The following is an 18,120-nucleotide window of genomic DNA, read 5'->3' as shown; positions in this document are numbered from 1 at the left end:
AATGGCAACAAGACAATCTGTAACTGAATGTCTCGACCGATGCACAAATTCGTATGACTATGCCAGAAATCAATTCGCTGAAGGATCTAAGCAGGAGCATTACAATGACACAGAGTATTCAAAAGCTCAGCAAATGCTTGAAGATGCAGTAAATGAGTGCAATTCCTTAACATTAAGCGCCAATGATCAGCAAAAAGAACAGCTTTACAGAATGCGTCTTCAGCTTCAGCAGCTTCAAAATGAAATGATTTTACTGGATCATTAGGAGGCCTTTCAGATGAAAAAACGTTCAAAACAGAATAACCCTGAACAAAAGACAAGAAACGGCTCTAATAACCAGGATGTAGAATTTGGGAAAGACTTTGAGCCTGTTAAGCAATCAAAGAAAAAGTATGAGCAGCAGGGTCAGCCTGTAAAATCGAAACAGCGTTCCGAATAAGTTTGAAAACTGCTTCCGTTATGGAGGCAGTTTTATTTTATAAAAACCAATTGACAATGTATGTAAAAAAACATATTGTATTAAGTGTACTATATTAACTATTACACTTAATACGACAGAGACGGTACATATCTCGGTTAAAGAAAGAAGGGAGACCGATGATTCAAATTGATCCGCGCAGTTCAACCGCGATTTATGAGCAAATCATACAGCAAATGAAAGAGCTTTGTTTAAAGGGAATAGTAAAGCCCGGAGAGAAGCTGCCGTCTGTCAGAGAGCTCTCAACAATGATTATTGCAAATCCAAATACAGTCAGCAAAGCTTATAAAGAATTAGAACGGGAAGGCATTATTGAAACATTGAGGGGCAGAGGAACGTTTGTATCGGAGAATGCCCAAATAACATTGGATCAGGGGAAGATGGAGATGATTAAAGAACAGTTGAAACCCCTCATCGTAGATGCTGTATATGCAGGGGTAGACATTGAAATTATCCATAAATGGATTGAGGAAATCAGCAGGGAAATGAGAGGTGGAAGAAATGATTGAGCTGAAGAATCTTTCGAAAACGCTTGATGGAGAAAAAGTACTTGATTCCATCTCCCTGAAGCTTGGAAAAGGAGAAATCTTTGGATTACTTGGCCGGAACGGTTCGGGAAAAACCACGATTTTACGGTTAATTCAGCAGATTATTTTGCCTGATGAAGGAGAGGTTTTGTTTGATGGCGTCACCATTAAAGAAAATCCTCTTGTTAAACGGAAAGTGATTTATGTGTCTGTTCAGAATCCTTTTTATGACAAATACACTTACAGAGAACTAGTACGTATTTTAAAGCCGCTCTATCCAGATTTTGATGTGACTTACTCAAATGAATTGATTAACAGATACGGAATACCGGAAACAAAAAAATACCGTGAATTATCAACTGGTTTGAAAAAACAGCTGTCCCTGATTCTTGCATTTGCCACACGTCCTGCAGTGATTCTGCTTGATGAGCCTACTGATGGCATTGATGCTGTTACCCGTCATGACCTGCTTCAGCTTATGATCGACGAGGTCGCAGAAAGAGAAACAGCGATTCTCATCACATCACATCGCTTAGAAGATATTGAACGAATCTGCAGCCGGATCGGTTTTTTAGAGGGAGAATCACTTGAAAATGTGATGGATATGGATTCTGTAAAAGAAGATTACATGAAAGTTCAGGCTGTATTCGAAGAAGATGTTCTTCTTAAAATCAGAGAACGAAATATCTCCATTTTGGATTTCGCAGGTGTATTCTATACACTTCTCTTAAAATGTGATGACAAAGAGAACCAGGATTGGCTGAAATCGTTAAGACCGAAAGTGTGGAATCAGCTCCCGGTTAATTTAGAAGAAGTATTTATCGCTAAGTTTGGAGGGAAGCGAAGATGGTAGGAGGAGGTCTTTTTGAAAAAGAGTTTAAGCAAGTACGATCGCTGTTTCTCTTGTTAGTAATATTTAATTCGTTTGCAGTGCCATTTTCCGTATGGTCCCAGTATTCAGGTCATATGGAATTAGTAAAAAAATACCCAGATTACACGCCAGAGCCGTTTGTTTTTCAATTTGGAGCAGATCCGCTTCTTTTCATCAGCTCATTGTTTGTCTTTTTTATTGCTATTAACCAAATAGGAACGGAACGGGCAAAAGGAATAATGGATTTTACTCTGTCCCTTCCATATATGAGATCTAAAATATTTTTCGTGAAATGGGTTTTAGCTTTTGGAATGATCGTATTATCCACGCTCATATCGCTGATTTTAACAGGCAGCTATATCGAATGGCACGATATTGCTGTATCTCAGCCGCTGTTCAGTTATTACTTTCTCTATTTTTCATCCCTTGTAATGTTTTATACGCTAACTTTGTCTGCGGGAGCCCTAACCGGAACGCCTTTTGCACAGGGACTCACAGCAATCAGTGCTTCAGTCCTGCCTCTGCTGTTTACATTTGTCATAACAGGGAATATTCAGGCATTCAGCAATGATTCCTATGTGGAAATGGAAAAGTGGTATGAAGCAGGGTATTTACTTACTCCGGCTATTCAATTTTTCGGAGGAATAATATTTCGGGATATCCCTTCCGAATACAGATACTATTTCTTGATTCCTGGCTGTATGGCCATTCTTTTCTACCTTATCGGCCATTTTTCATTCATTAAGCATCCAAATGAGCGAAACGGCAATTTCTTTTTATGGAAAGAGCTGAACTTACCAGTTCAAATGATTGTCATTCTGCTGGGTGTTCTTGGTTTCAGTTTAAGCGGTTATGGCATCTCCAGCGGAAATTTCTCAGGTTATATAATTGGAGCTTTAATCGGTGCTGCTATAAGTATTTTACTCGGCTATTATTTAATCTATAAAAAATCAAAGCAGGCATAGGAGAGGGAACGAAGATGATTAAGGTACAACATTTGCATCATTCCTTTAAGGTTGGGAAAAAAGGCAGTGAAAAAGAAATTCCTGTTCTAAAAGATGTATCGCTTGAAGTGAAAAAAGGGGAAATTGCATCGATTGTCGGCAGAAGCGGTTCCGGAAAATCGACTTTGCTGAACTTAATTTCAGGCTATATCCCTCCTACAGCAGGAAAGATCATTGTCGGCGGGACGGAGGTTACTGAATTTAATGAAAAAGAGTGGGCGGAATTTCGTTTGAATACATTCGGGTTTATCTTTCAAAGCTTTCAGCTGATACCAAGCCTGACTACATTTGAAAATATTGAACTCCCTTTAACTCTGAAAGGGATTCCATCATCAGAACGGAAAACACTCGTTACGGAAATGCTGTACCGAATCGGATTGGAAAATCACTCTGCCCATTATCCTAATGAGCTTTCCGGAGGGCAGCAGCAGCGTGTCGGTATTGGACGAGCCCTGATTACTAATCCGGAAATTATCCTTGCTGATGAGCCTACAGGCAGCTTAGACTCTGAAACAGAGAAAGAGATTCTTGATTTGATAAAAGAATTGAATGCTGAAAAAGGAATCACCTTCTTCATTATTACTCATGATGAAGAGGTCGCAGAATACAGTGACCGCAAGTTTGTCCTTCAAGATGGCGTGTTAAAGGAAAGGGGCGTTCCTGTTGAAATTTAAAGATCAGCTCAATCTGGTGAGACGCAATATGAAAAAAAATCGGATGCGGGTATTCATGACCGTACTTGCTACAACGATAGGATGCGCTTTTTTAATTGTCCTCGCGTCTGTTGGATTCGGCATGCAAAAAAGCATGCAGGAGGAGTTATTAAGTGCACAGAAGCTAAATGAAATTCAAATCAGCGGAAAAGAAACAGACGGTCAATTTGAACAAGCAACAAAAGAGCAGATTAAGGAGCTTGAAAATACCGAACATGTGGCAGCAGTCGTTAGAAGATCAGGAGTATCCCAGACTGCCCAAACAGAAGTCAAACTGTCGGACCGGACGTCTGCCTTTGCGGGTCCCGTTCTTACGAATATGGAACAGGAGCTGAAGGGAAATACGAAACTAGTGTCTGGAAATGCTCCCAAAAGCGATAATGAAATCATTGTAGGCTATCATTTTGGAAAGTCACTTTTAACTGAAGCTGAGAAAAAGCAGCTGGATAAAAGAAATGAGAATCCAGAGTCGAAACAAGAATCACCAGAGGGATATAAAGGTGAACTCATTGGAAAAGAGATTGTTTTTTCGATGACAGAACAAGTCGAAGATAAATCGGAAACAAAAAGCTGGACGTTTAAAATAGCAGGCGTAGCTGAAGCGCCGGCAAGAGATTTTATGGAGGACTCCAATATTTACATCAGCGAAAAGTGGAAAAGCGAGATGAGGGCTTTTGCTGAAAAAGCAGATGGAGCAGAGGAGTTAGAAGTACCGGAGTATTCGGAGATAAATGTTTATACAACAGGTATTGAGCAAGTAAAAGAAGTGACAGACGCTTTAAAAGAAAAAGGCTATCTTGTGTATTCCGTCACGGAAGAACTCGATAACCTCAACTTATTCTTTAATGCGTTTAAAGCCGGGCTGATATTTATCGGAACAGTAGCAGTTCTTATTGCCTCAATCGGTATTTTTAATACGATGACAATGGCTGTGACAGAACGAACACAGGAAATCGGAATTATGAAAGCCATTGGCGCGCAGCCGGGAATGATAAGAAGAATTTTTCTGCTTGAAAGTGCATTTATCGGCATACTTGGCTCTTTGCTAGGTGTTGCGATTGCGTACGTGATCAGCTTTGCTGCCAACTTAGCAATCCCTCTCATCCTGGAGACGGTCTCGGAAGGAAGCATGGATGGAGTGGATTTAACTTTCTCTTCTATTCCGCTTAGCCTAGTTCTGATTGCAAGCGGCATCAGCGTGGGGGTTGCGGTTATCTCAGGCTTAAGGCCTGCGGTGAAAGCAACTAAAATTAATGTGCTTTCGGCATTGAGACGTGAACTATAAGAAGCAGGCGGAATTTGCCTGCTTTTTTTAGAGAGGAGTATTTGTATGAAGAAATGGGTTCAAAATCTGTTGATTGCGTTTATCCTGCTGCTCTTATTTTTTCTGCCTGTTAAAAATGTGTTCACCAGCGGACTGAAAATCTCCGTGGAAAATCGAACTGGACAAGAAATCAGCGGTTTGGAGATAACTTATTACTATAATGAGGAAAATATACCCATTCCTTCACTGAAACAGAATGAGCAGCATGAGATTACAATTGTTCCTGATGAGGATTTCGGTGAAAGCATCATGCAGCTTGTTTACACAGATCAAAACGGTAAGCAGAGACAGGAAATGATATTCGGCTACTTTGAAAAAGGATACCGCGGTACTGCAAAAATTACCGCTAAATCAGCAGACAGCCAAGGGGTTATTACATTCAAGGTGGAAGAAAAATTGTATAGCTTTTGAAGACCCCGCCAAGCACATCTATTCTGCTGGACAATAAAACATGTTTTAGCTAATCGCAGAGAAAAGGCGGTTAATAACAAAGTATCGGATAAATAGTCCAAAACAGTTGACTAAAGCTGAAATTCCGCTATAATAGAATCATTTTAAATAGTGAATTATCGATTCCAGCTAAATGAGAAACTTCAGAGCAGCTGTTTGTCGTGTTTAAAATTTCCTTATTGCAATCTCCCTAAAAAAGGACTACAATTTCAGGTGGATTAGAAAAAGACGCGAAGGCACAGCGATGCCTTCGTGCTTTTTTGTGAGTTTTTTGAAGGAGGTTTTCTCATGCCGCGTTCTTTATGGCTATTGATTATTGGCATGCTGATCAATGTTACAGGATCATCGTTTCTATGGCCTTTAAATACGATTTACATTCATGATCATCTCGGCAAATCGTTAACCGTTGCGGGTGTGGTTCTCATGTTTAACTCTGCTGCGAGTGTGGCAGGAAATTTGATTGGCGGTGTTTTATTTGACCGCTATGGCGGATACCGTTCGATCTTAAGCGGAATTATCCTTACATTTGCAGCTATTTTAGGTCTAGTGTTTTTTCATGGCTGGCCATCATATATCTTTTTTTTGACGCTGGTCGGTTTTGGATCCGGAATCGTGTTTCCATCAATGTATGCGCTCGCGGGAACGGTTTGGCCTGAGGGGGGAAGGAAGGCTTTTAATGCCATTTATGTCTCTCAAAATGCAGGGGTCGCTGTCGGAGCAGCGCTTGGAGGATTAATTGCGGGGTATTCATTTCAATATATCTTCATTGCAAATGCAGCCTTATATGCTGTTTTTTTCTTGCTTGCATGTTTCGGATATCGAAATATAGCTGTACGACCATCTGCACAAACATCGATTTTGCAGCAGTCATCTAAAGTAAAAAACAATGATAAATTTACCGCTCTTATCATTCTATGCTCAGGATATGCTCTTTGCTGGGTGGCCTACGTACAGTGGCAATCAACTATTGCCGCACATACCCAGGAGCTTGGCATTTCCCTCACCCAATACAGCTTAATATGGACTGTCAACGGGGCATTAATTGTTTTTGCCCAGCCTATAGTGAATACCTTTGTTAAGTATTTTGCCAAATCTATAAAAAAACAGATGATGATTGGATTTGTCATTTTTATCGTTTCCTTTGCAGCAGTTTCGTTTGCGGATGAGTTCAGCGGCTTTATGGCTGCGATGATTATTTTGACCGTTGGGGAAATGCTTGTCTGGCCAGCAGTTCCAACAATAGCAAATGACCTTGCGCCTAAAGGAAGGGAAGGTTTTTATCAGGGTTTCGTCAACAGTACAGCCACAGGAGGAAGAATGATTGGTCCGCTGCTTGGCGGTGTGCTGGTAGATCTGTACGGAATAAACATGCTTTTCATAGTATTATTTGGCTTGCTGGTTCTTGCAATGTTTACAACATCAATCTATGACAAAAAATTAAAGAATCAAAAACTGGGAGAAGCCATTCTGACTTCCTAACATAACCAAAGGTGAAGCGGGAATGAATTCTCGCTTTTTTTATTTCGGGAGCGAGTGCCAATTGTCCCGGTTATGCCATCATTCTTTTTTTATCATCTTCAATAAAATTGTGCCCAAACAATATCAGAGATTACTAAAAGAAGCTGATAAATATTTCATTGCTGAAAAAATGCGGCGAGTGTCTGAAAATGCTGATTATGCTCTGATTTTGGATGGTCAGAAACTTATAGATTTTACACATCTGCAGATTGAAAATTCAGGCGGCTGCACGGTGCCGTAATGAATGGTACTTATCACATAGGAGAAAAACCGAAAAAACGTTCGGTCTAGTGAAAAAGTACGATAAATAGTTTCCTGAAAATTCCTTCTATTTAATCAAGCTTGTTTAACCCATATTCACATATAATGGAAGTAAAACAAGCTTCTATTTTTTCATAAACCTGTACAAGCAAAAGAAGAAGCTTAAATATCTTGTACCTGAAGTCGCGTGCCGAAATTATTACGGCTTTAGGAAGGTGATCTTATGCTGCAGACAGTAGTTGTAGCGTCGTTGATTGGGGGGTTAATGGGTTTACTTGGACATGTCAAAAAGAAAGGAAGGATCGAAAAACCAAGAATGACAAAACGGTTTATCTACTTAGGATTCTGGGAAGATATCGCAATGGGGATAACAGCTTCTATCCTGCTTGTTTTATCGACAGAACCCTCATCCTCATTTCAGCTTGTCGTGCTTTCTATTATCGCTGGTTACAGCGGGGAAGCGGTATTAAGGAGTTTTGACTTTGTCAGACAGCAGCAGGACAACACAGTGCAGCCAGAAAAAGACAATGAGCGTCAAGCAAAATAATCTCCTGATGACAGCAAACTCACTTCTTAATCTCTCAAAATCTAACACTTCTCATTTCGCAGAAAATGAACATATCTGCCGCCCATCATCCGATTTCCGCTTTTTCTTCATTTAACAACTTGCATCACGGAAGCAATTTCTATAAAATACAATATATAAAGGTATACGATATGAACGGTGATAAGGAATAGTAACAGACTTTAGATGCTCAGAGAATTGACGGAAGGTGCGAGTCAATCATCCATTGCCTGTGAACTCACCTTTGAGTTACAGACGTCAACTGCAGAACTGCCTGCACAGTAATGTCTGTCGTGATCCACGTTACGGATGCTTAAGTGAGTGCCTGATTGTTGGCGCTAAATTGGGTGGTACCGCGGGAAATTAAACCTCTCGTCCCTTATTGGGATGAGAGGTTTTTTCTATTGTGCGGTTTAATCTTGGGGACAGCCGTTCAGACTGAATACTAAAAGCGAAGAGCAACGCACCAATTTGAGGAGGATTTATATGAGTTTTAAGCACGATAAAGTTGAGAAAAAATGGCAGAATTACTGGCTTGAAAATAAAACATTTAAAACAACAGAGGTCGAAGGTAAACCGAAATTTTACGCTCTTGATATGTTTCCATATCCATCAGGTGCCGGTTTGCACGTTGGCCACCCTGAAGGCTTCACGGCAACTGATATTTTGTCCCGTGTTAAACGGATGCAGGGTTTCAATGTTCTTCATCCGATGGGCTGGGATGCATTCGGACTTCCAGCTGAGCAGTACGCACTCGATACAGGTAATGATCCTGCTGAATTTACAGCAAAGAATATTGATACATTCCGCCGTCAAATTCAGAGCCTTGGTTTTTCATATGACTGGGACCGTGAAATCAATACAACAGACCCTGAGTATTACAAATGGACGCAATGGATCTTCCTTCAATTATATAAAAAAGGTTTGGCATACGTAGATGAAGTGGCTGTAAACTGGTGTCCTGCACTTGGAACAGTTTTGGCAAACGAAGAAATTATTGATGGCAAGAGTGAACGCGGGGGACACCCTGTTGAGCGCCGTCCAATGAAACAATGGATGCTTAAAATTACAGCTTATGCTGACAGATTAATTGAAGACTTAGAAGAAGTGGATTGGCCTGAGAGCATTAAAGAAATGCAGCGCAATTGGATTGGCCGCTCAGAAGGTGCTCACGTTCATTTTGGCATTGACGGTCATAATCAAACGTTTACTGTCTTCACTACTCGTCCTGATACGCTGTTTGGAGCTACTTATGCAGTGCTTGCACCTGAGCATGCGCTTGTTAAAGAAATTACAACTGCAGATCAAAAAGAAGCGGTTGCAGCTTATATCGATAAAATGAAAAGCAAAAGTGATCTTGAAAGAACAGATTTAGCTAAAGAAAAAACGGGTGTATTCACAGGAGCCTATGCGATAAATCCTGTAAATGGCGAGAGAATGCCAATCTGGATTGCGGATTATGTTTTAGTCAGCTATGGAACAGGAGCCATTATGGCAGTACCTGCTCATGATGAGAGAGATTTTGAGTTTGCAAAAACATTCGACCTTCCTATTAAAGAAGTAGTAGAAGGCGGAGATGTCGAGAAAGAAGCTTACACTGGCGAGGGACTTCATGTAAACTCTGATTTCCTGAATGGCTTGAATAAACAAGACGGAATAGAAAACATGATTAACTGGCTTGAAACAAATCAAAAGGGTGAAAAGAAAATTACGTACCGTCTTCGTGACTGGTTATTCTCCCGTCAGCGCTACTGGGGAGAGCCGATTCCGATTATTCATTGGGAAGACGGCACTATGTCTGCGGTGCCTGAAGATCAGCTTCCATTAACATTGCCGAAAACAACAGAAATCCGCCCATCCGGCACAGGTGAATCACCGCTTGCCGTCATTGAAGAATGGGTGAATGTGACAGATCCTGAAACAGGCAAAAAAGGAAGACGCGAAACAAATACAATGCCGCAATGGGCCGGAAGCTGCTGGTACTACTTGCGTTATATTGATCCAAAGAATTCAGAGCACCTTGCTGATCCTGAAAAAATAAAAGAGTGGCTTCCTGTTGATACGTATATCGGCGGGGCCGAGCATGCTGTTCTTCACTTGCTGTACGCAAGATTCTGGCATAAGGTTTTATACGACCTTGGCATTGTGCCGACAAAAGAGCCATTCCAAAAATTGTTTAATCAAGGAATGATTCTTGGTGAAAACAACGAAAAAATGAGTAAATCTAAAGGGAACGTTGTAAATCCGGATGACATTGTAGCAAGTCACGGAGCAGATACTTTACGCTTATACGAAATGTTTATGGGACCCCTTGAAGCCTCAATTGCATGGTCTGAAAAAGGATTAGACGGAGCTCGCCGTTTCTTGGATCGAGTATGGCGTCTATTCGTTGAAGATAACGGGGCATTAAGTCCAAAAATTACAGATGAAATGTCTGACAGCTTAGAGCGTGTTTATCATCAAACGGTTAAAAAAGCTACAGAAGACTACGAAGGCTTGCGCTTCAACACAGCCATTTCTCAATTGATGGTTTTCATCAATGATGCATACAAAGCAACTGTGCTTCCAAAAGCCTACATGGAAGGGTTTGTGAAATTATTGTCTCCTGTTGCTCCGCATCTTGCTGAGGAATTATGGGAAAAGCTTGGACATGAAGGTACGATTTCTTATGAAACATGGCCTGCATATGACGAAGGCAAATTAGTTGAAGACGAAGTTGAAATTGTCGTTCAGGTCAACGGTAAATTAAAAGCAAAATTAAATGTTCCAAAAGATGCAACACGCGAAGAAATGCAGGAAATTGCCCTGTCTGATGCCACAGTTAAAGAACAGGTAGACGGGAAGACTGTCCGTAAAATCATTGCAGTGCCAGGAAAGCTGGTAAACATTGTAGCAAACTGATAAGAAAAGCGGAACCGACTGTTCAGCTCCGACAGGCAGATAAGAATTCGCCGCAAAAGCCCGGGATTGACTTTTCGACCGAGGAGTTAGGAGATGGACAATAAGTAAAGCAGGAGCAGGTGCTGATGCAGCGCCTGCTTTTTCTCTGATCTCGCTGTATGGATGTCTTAAACTGGTATGAGCACAGTCTGCTTTGGTATAATAAACTCATCTGCCAGTGAAAGGAAGTAATCCAAATGAAAGAAATTTCGACAGAAGAATTACATAAGAAACTTATAAACGGGGAAATATTGAATCTTGTAGATGTTCGCGAGGATGACGAAGTAGAAGAAGGCATGATACCAGAAGCGAAACACATTCGAATGGGAGAAATCCCTGAAAATCTCGATGCTTTTGATAAAGAGAAAGAATACATCATCGTCTGCCGCTCAGGCGGACGCAGCGGGAATGTCTGCGCATACCTGGAGGACCAAGGCTATAAGGTCACAAATATGGCCGGCGGAATGCTTGACTGGAAAGGCGATACAAAACGCAAAAGTGAATTAGCTTAAGATAAGATCCCTGTTTAGAACAGGGATTTTTTTATGTTTTAGCATTTCTTCCGAGTTGAGCTCAGGATAGTTAGGACAAAGTTCTGGATCGTGAACCCTTGTTTGCAGATCGTTACAGGGCTTATCGGATAGTTGCCCCGATTTAGGAGAATAAGCATATTAATGTCCAGTTCATAAAATGTGTACTTTTACACTTCTGGAGGGATCAATGTACCAAGGGCAGCTGGAAAAGGCCATTCTGGTGTTAAAATAAGTGTTTTACGATCCATTTTATCGATTTCACACTCGCACAAATCTATAGTGCAGGATAATAAGAAACAACCGATCCGGGGTCTTCAAACGGAATTTATTTTACTTGCCGGAATAGCTTCATTACAGGCGGAAACCTGAGAAATACTTGCCGATTTGGATGAATTACTATCTTTTTTCCAGATACTTGCAAATTAAAGTGTAAGGGAATAGTTAAATTCAAACAGAAAATGAAAACGCTATCATAATCTTATACCCTCCAAAATACAATAGAATAAGGAGGGATGTGATATGTCTGAATATCACAAGCTTGAAGTAACGGGACGGGTGCTTGCAAAGCTCCATGGAGAATTCATGGAATTGTATATTGGGAAGGAATACATCGGAAAGCTTGTCATAACTTCTGAGGGACGGGAATATGAATTAGTAAGCGGATTTGTTGTGGAAGGGGACAGGTTTTACCGAATTTATGAACGGAATTGTGAGCTTCAGCAGCAATATGCAGAAGGGTATGATATGGGATGGTGTTAAATGTACAAGGTAGCCGTTTTTGATAAGGAGCATGAAAAAGATCTGGAACGTGAAATCAACCACTTTTTAAAATCCATTTCAGACGAACAGCTTGTGGATATAAAGTACAACGTGGCAGCTGCCTGCAATGAAGATGGCGAGCAGCTTTATTGTTTTTCAGCATTAGTCTTATACAGAACCTAAAAAAAGGAAGCAGCTACAATTTAGCCGCTTCCTTTACATATTCTGCGGCATTTTTGCCTGCGAGTCTGCCTGTAACAAGCGCAGACGTTATGTTGTACCCTCCGGTATATCCATGAATATCAAGAATCTCTCCGCAAAAATATAGACCGTTCATCAATTTGGAAGCCATTTGTTTAGGGTGTATTTCTTTTACAGATACACCTCCGCCTGTTACAAATGCTTTGTCGATGGACAGTGTTCCATGCACGTTGAACTGAAACTGATTGCAGTCTCCGACAAATCCGCGCAATTTCTCCATAGATAAGTTCGCAAACGTCACCTGCTGGTCAATTCCGTTCCGCTCTAATAAAAAGTGAAGATATCGTTCAGACAGAAATCCTTTTAAAACATTTTTAACGGCCTTTTTAGGTTCTGCTTTTAACAGCTTAACCGTTTGCTGGAATAACTCCTCTGCATTTTGATCAGGAAATGAATCGATGCTCATTGGAATGGAAGTTGTTTTGAACTTTTTCATTGCTTTTACAACATACTGACTGCAGCGCAGGACAGCTGGGCCTGATATGCCGAAGTGGGTGAAGATCATGTCCATTTGGTGAGTTTTTATAACTTTTCCTTTCGGATTCAGGACACTTAAAGCAACATTCCTGAGCGACAGACCCTGCAATGATTTTTCCTGAATGAATGGCTCATTTGAAGTGATCGGAACTTCTGTAGGAAAGAGCTCTGTAATGGTATGGCCTGCTTTTTCAGCCCAAGCATAGCCGTCACCCGTGCTCCCTGTGTGGGGAACGCTTTTACCGCCGACTGCAATAACCACTGCATTTGTGCTGATGTATTCTCCGTTCTTTAATAGAACTCCCGCGGCTTTGCCTTCTATATAATCTACGGTTTCAACAGGTTCATTTGTCCTTATTGTCACATGAAGTTTTTTCAGCTGATTCAGTAAAGCATCTACAACAGATTGAGCCTTATCTGATACAGGAAACATCCTTCCGTGATCTTCTTCTTTCAGCGGTATGCCAAGCTTTTCAAAAAAACGAATGATATCTTCGTTGCTGAATTCTGAAAAAGCGCTATATAAAAAACGTCCATTTCCCGGGATATGCTTTACAATTTCATCGATCGGAAGGCGGTTCGTTACATTGCAGCGGCCGCCGCCGGAAATCGCGAGTTTTCTGCCGAGTTTATTTCCTTTATCAAGCAGGAGTACATTAGCACCCTGTTCTCCGGCAGCAATTGCCGCCATCAAACCAGAAGGGCCGCCTCCGATAATGACCACATCATAATTCATTTGCTCACAACCTTTTTCTTTCTAAAAACCTTATTTCCTATCTTATTATAGCTGAATCCTAAAGAAATCAAAATACGGCCGTTTTATTATCGGACGAGCTGTATACAAACATTATTGTTATGGAGGTTTATTGTGTTAAAATAGAAAAGTTGAATCTTCAGAGAGAAATTGGTGATTTCATAAATGTCGAATAAATTATTAAGAGGGACGTTAGTATTAACGCTCGGCACATATATTTCTAGAATATTAGGGATGATTTATGTCATTCCATTCTTTGCCCTGATCGGTGAAGACGGGGGAGCACTATATCAGTATGGATATGCTCAATATGCCGTTTTTCTGGGGATTGCCACATTGGGGTTTCCTCAAGCGGTTTCAAAGTTTGTATCAAAATATAATTCCATCGGTGATTATGCAACGAGCAGGAAGATGTTCAGAGTCGGTATATCCGTCATGTTTGGAACTGGTGTTATAGCGTTTGCCATTCTTTATTTCCTGGCGCCGTTTTTTGCTGAAAGTGCATTGGGACAAAAAGAACTTGGAAATACTACGGTTGATGACGCGGTTTTAGTTATTCGGATGGTCAGTCTTGCTTTGATTGTTGTTCCAATCATGAGTTTAATACGCGGTTTTTTCCAGGGCCATCAGTCAATGGGTCCTACTGCTGTTTCTCAGGTGATTGAACAAATAGTCAGAATTGCTTTTTTGCTGATAGCTGCTTATCTCGTACTGAGGGTTTTTAATGGAAGTCTTGTAACGGCAGTAGGGTATGCAACGTTTGCTGCCTTTGTCGGGGCAATAGGAGGATTGCTTGTCCTATTCATTTACTGGCAAAGACGAAAGCATACGCTTGAAGCTATGAGAGAGAATCTGGTGCCTGTCAGTGATATTACAACAGGCGGAATGTTCAAAGAGCTTTTCTCGTATGCAGGTCCATTCGTATTCGTGGGATTAGCGATTCCATTATACAATTATGTAGACACAAATACTTTTAATAGAGCCATGACATCTGCCGGTTTTGCAGATATTTCGGCGAATATCTTCTCAATTGTCACGTTATATCTGCCAAAGCTTGTCATGATTCCAGTATCACTGGCAACAGCATTTGGTTTAACACTTGTACCTACTATTACCAGATCTTTCGTAGATAAAAACATGCCGTTGTTAAACCGGCAGATCGATCAGGCATTTCAGATTATCATTTTCTTAGTATTGCCGGCTGTTGTAGGACTGGCTGTGCTTGCAGAACCTGCATATATGCTCTTTTACAACGATAACCCTGCAGGTGCAGAGCTGTTAAGATGGTTTGCTCCAGTTGCGATTCTGTTTTCATTCTTCACGGTAACTGCAGCTGTTTTACAAGGGATCAACAAACAAAAGCTTGCTGTTATCTCACTGGCCTTTGGATTAATCATTAAAATGGCTGTTAACGCGCCTTTGATTGTGATGTTTCAGGGACTTGGCTCGATTATGGCCACTGCCATTGGCTTTGGAGCTTCAATCATTTACAGCTTTGCCATGATTCACCGTCATGCCAAGTATTCCTTCAGGCTTCTTTTTAAAAGAACCGTTTTTATCGGAATACTGACAGCCTTTATGGCCATGATCGTTTCTGTGTCGCAGTCCGTGTTGTCTATTTTTATAGATTATTCAGATGGGAAGATCCCGTCAACGATTATCTTAATTATATCGATAGGTCTTGGAGCAGGTGCTTATTTATACATTGCCTACCGGTCTCATTTGCTTGAAAAGCTGTTCGGAAATCGTTTTTCATTTTTAAATCGAAAGAGGAAGGCTGCTGAATAAGAGCCTTCCTTTTTAATAGGTCAGGAGCAGATTGTTTATGAGAATAGATAAATTATTATCAAACATTGGCTATGGGAGCCGAAAAGAAGTAAAACAGCTTTTAAAGACAGGTGCTGTAAAAGCGGATGGAGTCAGCATTAAAGATGCCAAGACACATGTTGATCCCTCTGAACAAGTGATAACCGTGCATGGGGAGACGGTCGATTATAGGGAGCATATTTATTTAATGCTTAATAAACCAGGGGGCTATCTATCAGCAACAGAGGACTCTGTGCAGGAAACCGTTATTGACCTGCTGGAAATGGAAGACGCCGTTTACAAGCCGTTTCCTGTTGGGCGTCTTGATAAAGATACAGAGGGACTTCTGCTGCTTACAAATGATGGCCAGCTGTCACATCAGCTGCTGTCTCCTAAAAAGCATGTACCGAAAACGTATTATGCAACAATCCTTGGAAAAGTAACTGAGGAGGACGCTGCGGCTTTTAAACAAGGTGTAGAGCTTGATGATGGATATGTTACAAAGCCTGCATCTCTTGTGATTCTTTCTGCAGACGAGCAGTCGGAAATTCACATTACCATCACAGAAGGCAAGTTTCATCAGGTGAAACGAATGTTTGAGGCTGTCGGGAAAAAAGTAACCTACTTAAAAAGAATCAGCATGGGCCCGCTATTGCTTGATGAAAGCCTGGAGTTAGGCGAGTACCGCGAGCTTACAGAAGAAGAAGTGGAAGCATTGCAGAATGCTAAAGCGGTTGAATTATAAAAATAGATTCCGAAAACGGTATATCAGCAGAAAAAAACCAGCCATCTTATTTTGGCTGGTTTTCTTATGTATACAAAACGTTTTGATTTTCCATTGTTCAGTCTCTTTTTAAGAAGACATTTTTCTAACCTTCTTTTGTGTAATTGTCCATTTGCCTCTGCTTGGGCTCCGAACCAGGTCATTATACGCTAACACATTTAAATCTCTTTGAATGGTTCGTGGTGTAATACCAAATTCGTCGACAAGCTGCTGAGTTGTCACAGTACCTCTTTCATGGATAAACATGTAGACAGATTTGATACGAGTTAGCATACGGTTTGTTGAAGGTTTCAAAAAACCACTCCTTATCATTTGATCGTACGGCATAGCCTACTACAACCTACGATGTCCCCTACTGCAGATGTTACTGTTCTTATTTATCTTATGAACGCTACAACAATATTTTACACGATTTCGACAGCTTCATACTAGTAAAATGCTCGAATTAACAAAATTTTTACATAGTTTTAATCTAATTGCAAAAAGTTAAAACTTATATATCATATTTTACTATATGTAGTTAATTCTGAATAGTATGACATTTTTGTGTTTTTATATGAAAAAGCATCCATCTTTAGTATGGATGCTTTTAAGTATTTTATAAATAATTTTCAATATGCCGAAGGTTTTCAAAAACTCGGCTGTATCAATTCATTTAATTGTGCTCGGAAAAAATCTAATTTTTTATTCAGTTAAAACCCTAATAAAAAACCCCCAAAAGTCCACGACTTTTGGGGGAGCCTCTTTCACTTCCTGCGAAAAAGCGATTAATGCCCGCCCAGGAAAACCAGCTGTATAAAGAATAAAACAGCGAAAATGTAAACAAACAGATGAACTTCTTTCCATTTCCCTTTTGCAATTTTCATAAGAGGATATGAAATGAATCCAAGTGCAATGCCCGTTGCAATGCTTGATGTAAGCGGCATGCTGATAATGACAAGAAACGCAGGGAATGCTTCATCAATTTCATTCCAGTTAATTTTTGCAATGTTGCCCATCATTAAGCTTCCGACAATAATTAATGCAGGAGCCGTGATGGCAGCAATTCCAGAGACAGCTCCGACAAGCGGGCTGAAGAAAGCAGTTAAACCAAATAGTACGGCTACAGTTAAAGTTGTAAGTCCAGTACGTCCTCCTGCAGCAACCCCCGCAGAAGATTCAATGTAAGCAGTTGTAGGACTTGTTCCGAACATAGCCCCGACTGTTGTTGCAGCAGAATCAGCTAAAAGGGCTTTGCGGGCGTTAGGCAGTTCATTGCCTTTCATTAGACCTGCTTGCTGAGCTACCCCAATCATTGTTCCAGTTGTATCAAAGATAGTAACAAGCAGGAATGAGAATACAACGGCATAAAGGCCATGCTCAATTACTTGCCCGATTGCTTCAACAGGATTTAAGATAATAAATCCTTCCGGCAGGCCGGGCATGGAAACGAATCCTTCTTTAAAAGAAAGTTCCCCAGTAAAGAAAGCGATAATACCAGTAATGATCATTCCGAAAAAGAGGGCGCCATGTACATTTAAACTCATTAATACCAGCGTAACAGCAAGTCCAACAAGTGCGAGGATCACAGGGGGAGAAGTCAAATCTCCAAGCGTTACAAGGTTTTCTGGATGATCCGTAACAATTCCAGTTAAACGCAGGCCGATAAAGGCTATAAAAAGACCGATTCCTGCTGTAATGCCATATTTTAAATTAGACGGAATCGCTTCAATCAATTTTTTGCGGAACGGAGTTAAAGATAATATCAGAAAAAGAATACCGGCTACAAATACGGATGCAAATGCAATCTGATAGCTGACTTGATGACCGCCGACAACCGAATAAGCAAAATATGCATTCAATCCCATACCAGGAGCAATTGCAATCGGATAGTTCGCTGCAAGCGCCATCCACAATGTACCGACAATAGCGGCGATAATTGTTGCTGTAAACACCTGGTCAAAAGGAACACCAGCGTCAGCAAGGATAATAGGATTAACGACGACAATGTAAACCATAGTTAAAAACGTTGTAAGTCCAGCCAGCGTTTCTGTTCGCACAGTCGTTTGATTTTCTTTTAATTTAAACATGAGAGCCTCCAATTAACGAACATTTT

The 18,120-nt window shown here is 40.7% G+C and carries 20 protein-coding genes and 1 other annotated feature; of the genes, 17 read left to right on the top strand and 3 right to left on the bottom strand.

The window, feature by feature from the left end; genetic code table 11:
• The first annotated feature begins 1 nt into the window (after position 1).
• The 15 genes from K8L98_RS19655 (at position 2) to K8L98_RS19585 (ending at position 12,126) form a co-directional block, all read left to right on the top strand.
• A complete protein-coding gene (locus K8L98_RS19655) occupies positions 2–265 on the top strand; it encodes a YtzC family protein (protein WP_223437406.1) in 264 nt (87 codons plus the stop codon).
• A gap of 12 nt (positions 266–277) precedes the next feature.
• On the top strand, positions 278–439 hold the full coding sequence (locus tag K8L98_RS19650; protein WP_223437404.1) for a glycogen biosynthesis protein GlgD: 162 nt from the start codon (positions 278–280) through the stop codon (positions 437–439).
• A 158-nt stretch (positions 440–597) separates the two neighbouring features.
• On the top strand, positions 598–987 hold the full coding sequence (locus tag K8L98_RS19645) for a GntR family transcriptional regulator (protein WP_223437402.1): 390 nt from the start codon (positions 598–600) through the stop codon (positions 985–987).
• Positions 980–1,858 (top strand): ABC transporter ATP-binding protein, encoded by an 879-nt coding sequence (locus K8L98_RS19640; protein WP_223437400.1) that lies wholly within the window; start codon positions 980–982, stop codon positions 1,856–1,858. The genes K8L98_RS19645 and K8L98_RS19640 overlap by 8 nt, the downstream gene beginning before the upstream one ends.
• Positions 1,852–2,841 carry a hypothetical protein gene (locus tag K8L98_RS19635; RefSeq protein ID WP_223437398.1) on the top strand — a complete coding sequence of 330 codons (990 nt, stop codon included), beginning with the start codon at positions 1,852–1,854 and terminating at the stop codon, positions 2,839–2,841. The genes K8L98_RS19640 and K8L98_RS19635 overlap by 7 nt, the downstream gene beginning before the upstream one ends.
• 14 nt (positions 2,842–2,855) lie before the next feature.
• Positions 2,856–3,554 carry an ABC transporter ATP-binding protein gene (locus tag K8L98_RS19630; RefSeq protein ID WP_223437397.1) on the top strand — a complete coding sequence of 233 codons (699 nt, stop codon included), beginning with the start codon at positions 2,856–2,858 and terminating at the stop codon, positions 3,552–3,554.
• Positions 3,544–4,878: an ABC transporter permease gene (locus tag K8L98_RS19625; protein ID WP_223437395.1), complete on the top strand. Its 1,335-nt coding sequence runs from the start codon at positions 3,544–3,546 to the stop codon at positions 4,876–4,878. The genes K8L98_RS19630 and K8L98_RS19625 overlap by 11 nt, the downstream gene beginning before the upstream one ends.
• A 45-nt stretch (positions 4,879–4,923) precedes the next feature.
• The gene (locus K8L98_RS19620) at positions 4,924–5,328 is read left to right on the top strand and encodes a hypothetical protein (protein ID WP_223437393.1); all 405 of its coding nucleotides are present in this window, start codon (positions 4,924–4,926) and stop codon (positions 5,326–5,328) included.
• Positions 5,329–5,655: 327 nt separating this feature from the next.
• Positions 5,656–6,846: an MDR family MFS transporter gene (locus K8L98_RS19615; RefSeq protein ID WP_223437392.1), complete on the top strand. Its 1,191-nt coding sequence runs from the start codon at positions 5,656–5,658 to the stop codon at positions 6,844–6,846.
• A gap of 61 nt (positions 6,847–6,907) precedes the next feature.
• Positions 6,908–7,126 carry a hypothetical protein gene (locus K8L98_RS19610; protein ID WP_223437390.1) on the top strand — a complete coding sequence of 73 codons (219 nt, stop codon included), beginning with the start codon at positions 6,908–6,910 and terminating at the stop codon, positions 7,124–7,126.
• A gap of 243 nt (positions 7,127–7,369) precedes the next feature.
• Positions 7,370–7,693, top strand: a complete 324-nt coding sequence (locus tag K8L98_RS19605; protein ID WP_223437388.1) for a DUF4257 domain-containing protein — start codon at positions 7,370–7,372, stop codon at positions 7,691–7,693.
• Positions 7,694–7,861: 168 nt separating this feature from the next.
• Positions 7,862–8,094 (top strand) — a binding site (T-box leader).
• A gap of 103 nt (positions 8,095–8,197) precedes the next feature.
• Positions 8,198–10,612 (top strand): leucine--tRNA ligase, encoded by a 2,415-nt coding sequence (leuS, locus tag K8L98_RS19600; protein ID WP_223437386.1) that lies wholly within the window; start codon positions 8,198–8,200, stop codon positions 10,610–10,612.
• 236 nt (positions 10,613–10,848) lie between these two features.
• A complete protein-coding gene (locus tag K8L98_RS19595; protein ID WP_223437384.1) occupies positions 10,849–11,163 on the top strand; it encodes a rhodanese-like domain-containing protein in 315 nt (104 codons plus the stop codon).
• Between the two features lie 540 nt (positions 11,164–11,703).
• Positions 11,704–11,943, top strand: a complete 240-nt coding sequence (locus K8L98_RS19590) for a DUF2553 family protein (protein ID WP_223437382.1) — start codon at positions 11,704–11,706, stop codon at positions 11,941–11,943.
• On the top strand, positions 11,944–12,126 hold the full coding sequence (locus K8L98_RS19585) for a sporulation protein Cse60 (protein ID WP_070876571.1): 183 nt from the start codon (positions 11,944–11,946) through the stop codon (positions 12,124–12,126).
• A 13-nt stretch (positions 12,127–12,139) separates the two neighbouring features.
• Here K8L98_RS19585 and K8L98_RS19580 read toward each other — a convergent pair whose 3' ends face one another.
• Positions 12,140–13,417: a BaiN/RdsA family NAD(P)/FAD-dependent oxidoreductase gene (locus K8L98_RS19580; protein WP_223437380.1), complete on the bottom strand. Its 1,278-nt coding sequence runs from the start codon at positions 13,415–13,417 to the stop codon at positions 12,140–12,142.
• A 183-nt stretch (positions 13,418–13,600) separates the two neighbouring features.
• Here K8L98_RS19580 and K8L98_RS19575 point away from each other — a divergent pair, with 183 nt between their 5' ends.
• On the top strand, positions 13,601–15,223 hold the full coding sequence (locus K8L98_RS19575) for a putative polysaccharide biosynthesis protein (protein WP_223437378.1): 1,623 nt from the start codon (positions 13,601–13,603) through the stop codon (positions 15,221–15,223).
• A 37-nt stretch (positions 15,224–15,260) separates the two neighbouring features.
• Positions 15,261–15,986: a pseudouridine synthase gene (locus K8L98_RS19570; protein WP_223437376.1), complete on the top strand. Its 726-nt coding sequence runs from the start codon at positions 15,261–15,263 to the stop codon at positions 15,984–15,986.
• Between the two features lie 108 nt (positions 15,987–16,094).
• Here the strand turns inward: K8L98_RS19570 and K8L98_RS19565 are convergent, their stop codons facing one another.
• Together K8L98_RS19565 and K8L98_RS19560 are read right to left on the bottom strand one after the other, a co-directional pair.
• Positions 16,095–16,319: a DeoR family transcriptional regulator gene (locus K8L98_RS19565; protein ID WP_029278908.1), complete on the bottom strand. Its 225-nt coding sequence runs from the start codon at positions 16,317–16,319 to the stop codon at positions 16,095–16,097.
• A gap of 473 nt (positions 16,320–16,792) precedes the next feature.
• Positions 16,793–18,094, bottom strand: a complete 1,302-nt coding sequence (locus tag K8L98_RS19560) for an NCS2 family permease (protein WP_223437374.1) — start codon at positions 18,092–18,094, stop codon at positions 16,793–16,795.
• Positions 18,095–18,120: the final 26 nt, after the last annotated feature.

This window comes from Metabacillus dongyingensis (assembly GCF_019933155.2).
Classification (GTDB): Bacteria; Bacillota; Bacilli; order Bacillales; family Bacillaceae; genus Bacillus_P; species Bacillus_P dongyingensis.
The sequence above is the reverse complement of the archived record's forward strand: the minus strand, read 5'-3'. Positions and strand labels throughout refer to the sequence as shown.

Coding starts and splice junctions, on each gene's coding strand:
- K8L98_RS19655 (WP_223437406.1), top strand. CDS start 2: ATGGCAACAAGACAATCTGTAACTGAATGTCTCGACCGATGCACAAAT.
- K8L98_RS19650 (WP_223437404.1), top strand. CDS start 278: ATGAAAAAACGTTCAAAACAGAATAACCCTGAACAAAAGACAAGAAAC.
- K8L98_RS19645 (WP_223437402.1), top strand. CDS start 598: ATGATTCAAATTGATCCGCGCAGTTCAACCGCGATTTATGAGCAAATC.
- K8L98_RS19640 (WP_223437400.1), top strand. CDS start 980: ATGATTGAGCTGAAGAATCTTTCGAAAACGCTTGATGGAGAAAAAGTA.
- K8L98_RS19635 (WP_223437398.1), top strand. CDS start 1,852: ATGGTAGGAGGAGGTCTTTTTGAAAAAGAGTTTAAGCAAGTACGATCG.
- K8L98_RS19630 (WP_223437397.1), top strand. CDS start 2,856: ATGATTAAGGTACAACATTTGCATCATTCCTTTAAGGTTGGGAAAAAA.
- K8L98_RS19620 (WP_223437393.1), top strand. CDS start 4,924: ATGAAGAAATGGGTTCAAAATCTGTTGATTGCGTTTATCCTGCTGCTC.
- K8L98_RS19615 (WP_223437392.1), top strand. CDS start 5,656: ATGCCGCGTTCTTTATGGCTATTGATTATTGGCATGCTGATCAATGTT.
- K8L98_RS19605 (WP_223437388.1), top strand. CDS start 7,370: ATGCTGCAGACAGTAGTTGTAGCGTCGTTGATTGGGGGGTTAATGGGT.
- leuS (WP_223437386.1), top strand. CDS start 8,198: ATGAGTTTTAAGCACGATAAAGTTGAGAAAAAATGGCAGAATTACTGG.
- K8L98_RS19595 (WP_223437384.1), top strand. CDS start 10,849: ATGAAAGAAATTTCGACAGAAGAATTACATAAGAAACTTATAAACGGG.
- K8L98_RS19590 (WP_223437382.1), top strand. CDS start 11,704: ATGTCTGAATATCACAAGCTTGAAGTAACGGGACGGGTGCTTGCAAAG.
- K8L98_RS19585 (WP_070876571.1), top strand. CDS start 11,944: ATGTACAAGGTAGCCGTTTTTGATAAGGAGCATGAAAAAGATCTGGAA.
- K8L98_RS19580 (WP_223437380.1), bottom strand. CDS start 13,417: ATGAATTATGATGTGGTCATTATCGGAGGCGGCCCTTCTGGTTTGATG.
- K8L98_RS19575 (WP_223437378.1), top strand. CDS start 13,601: ATGTCGAATAAATTATTAAGAGGGACGTTAGTATTAACGCTCGGCACA.
- K8L98_RS19570 (WP_223437376.1), top strand. CDS start 15,261: ATGAGAATAGATAAATTATTATCAAACATTGGCTATGGGAGCCGAAAA.
- K8L98_RS19560 (WP_223437374.1), bottom strand. CDS start 18,094: ATGTTTAAATTAAAAGAAAATCAAACGACTGTGCGAACAGAAACGCTG.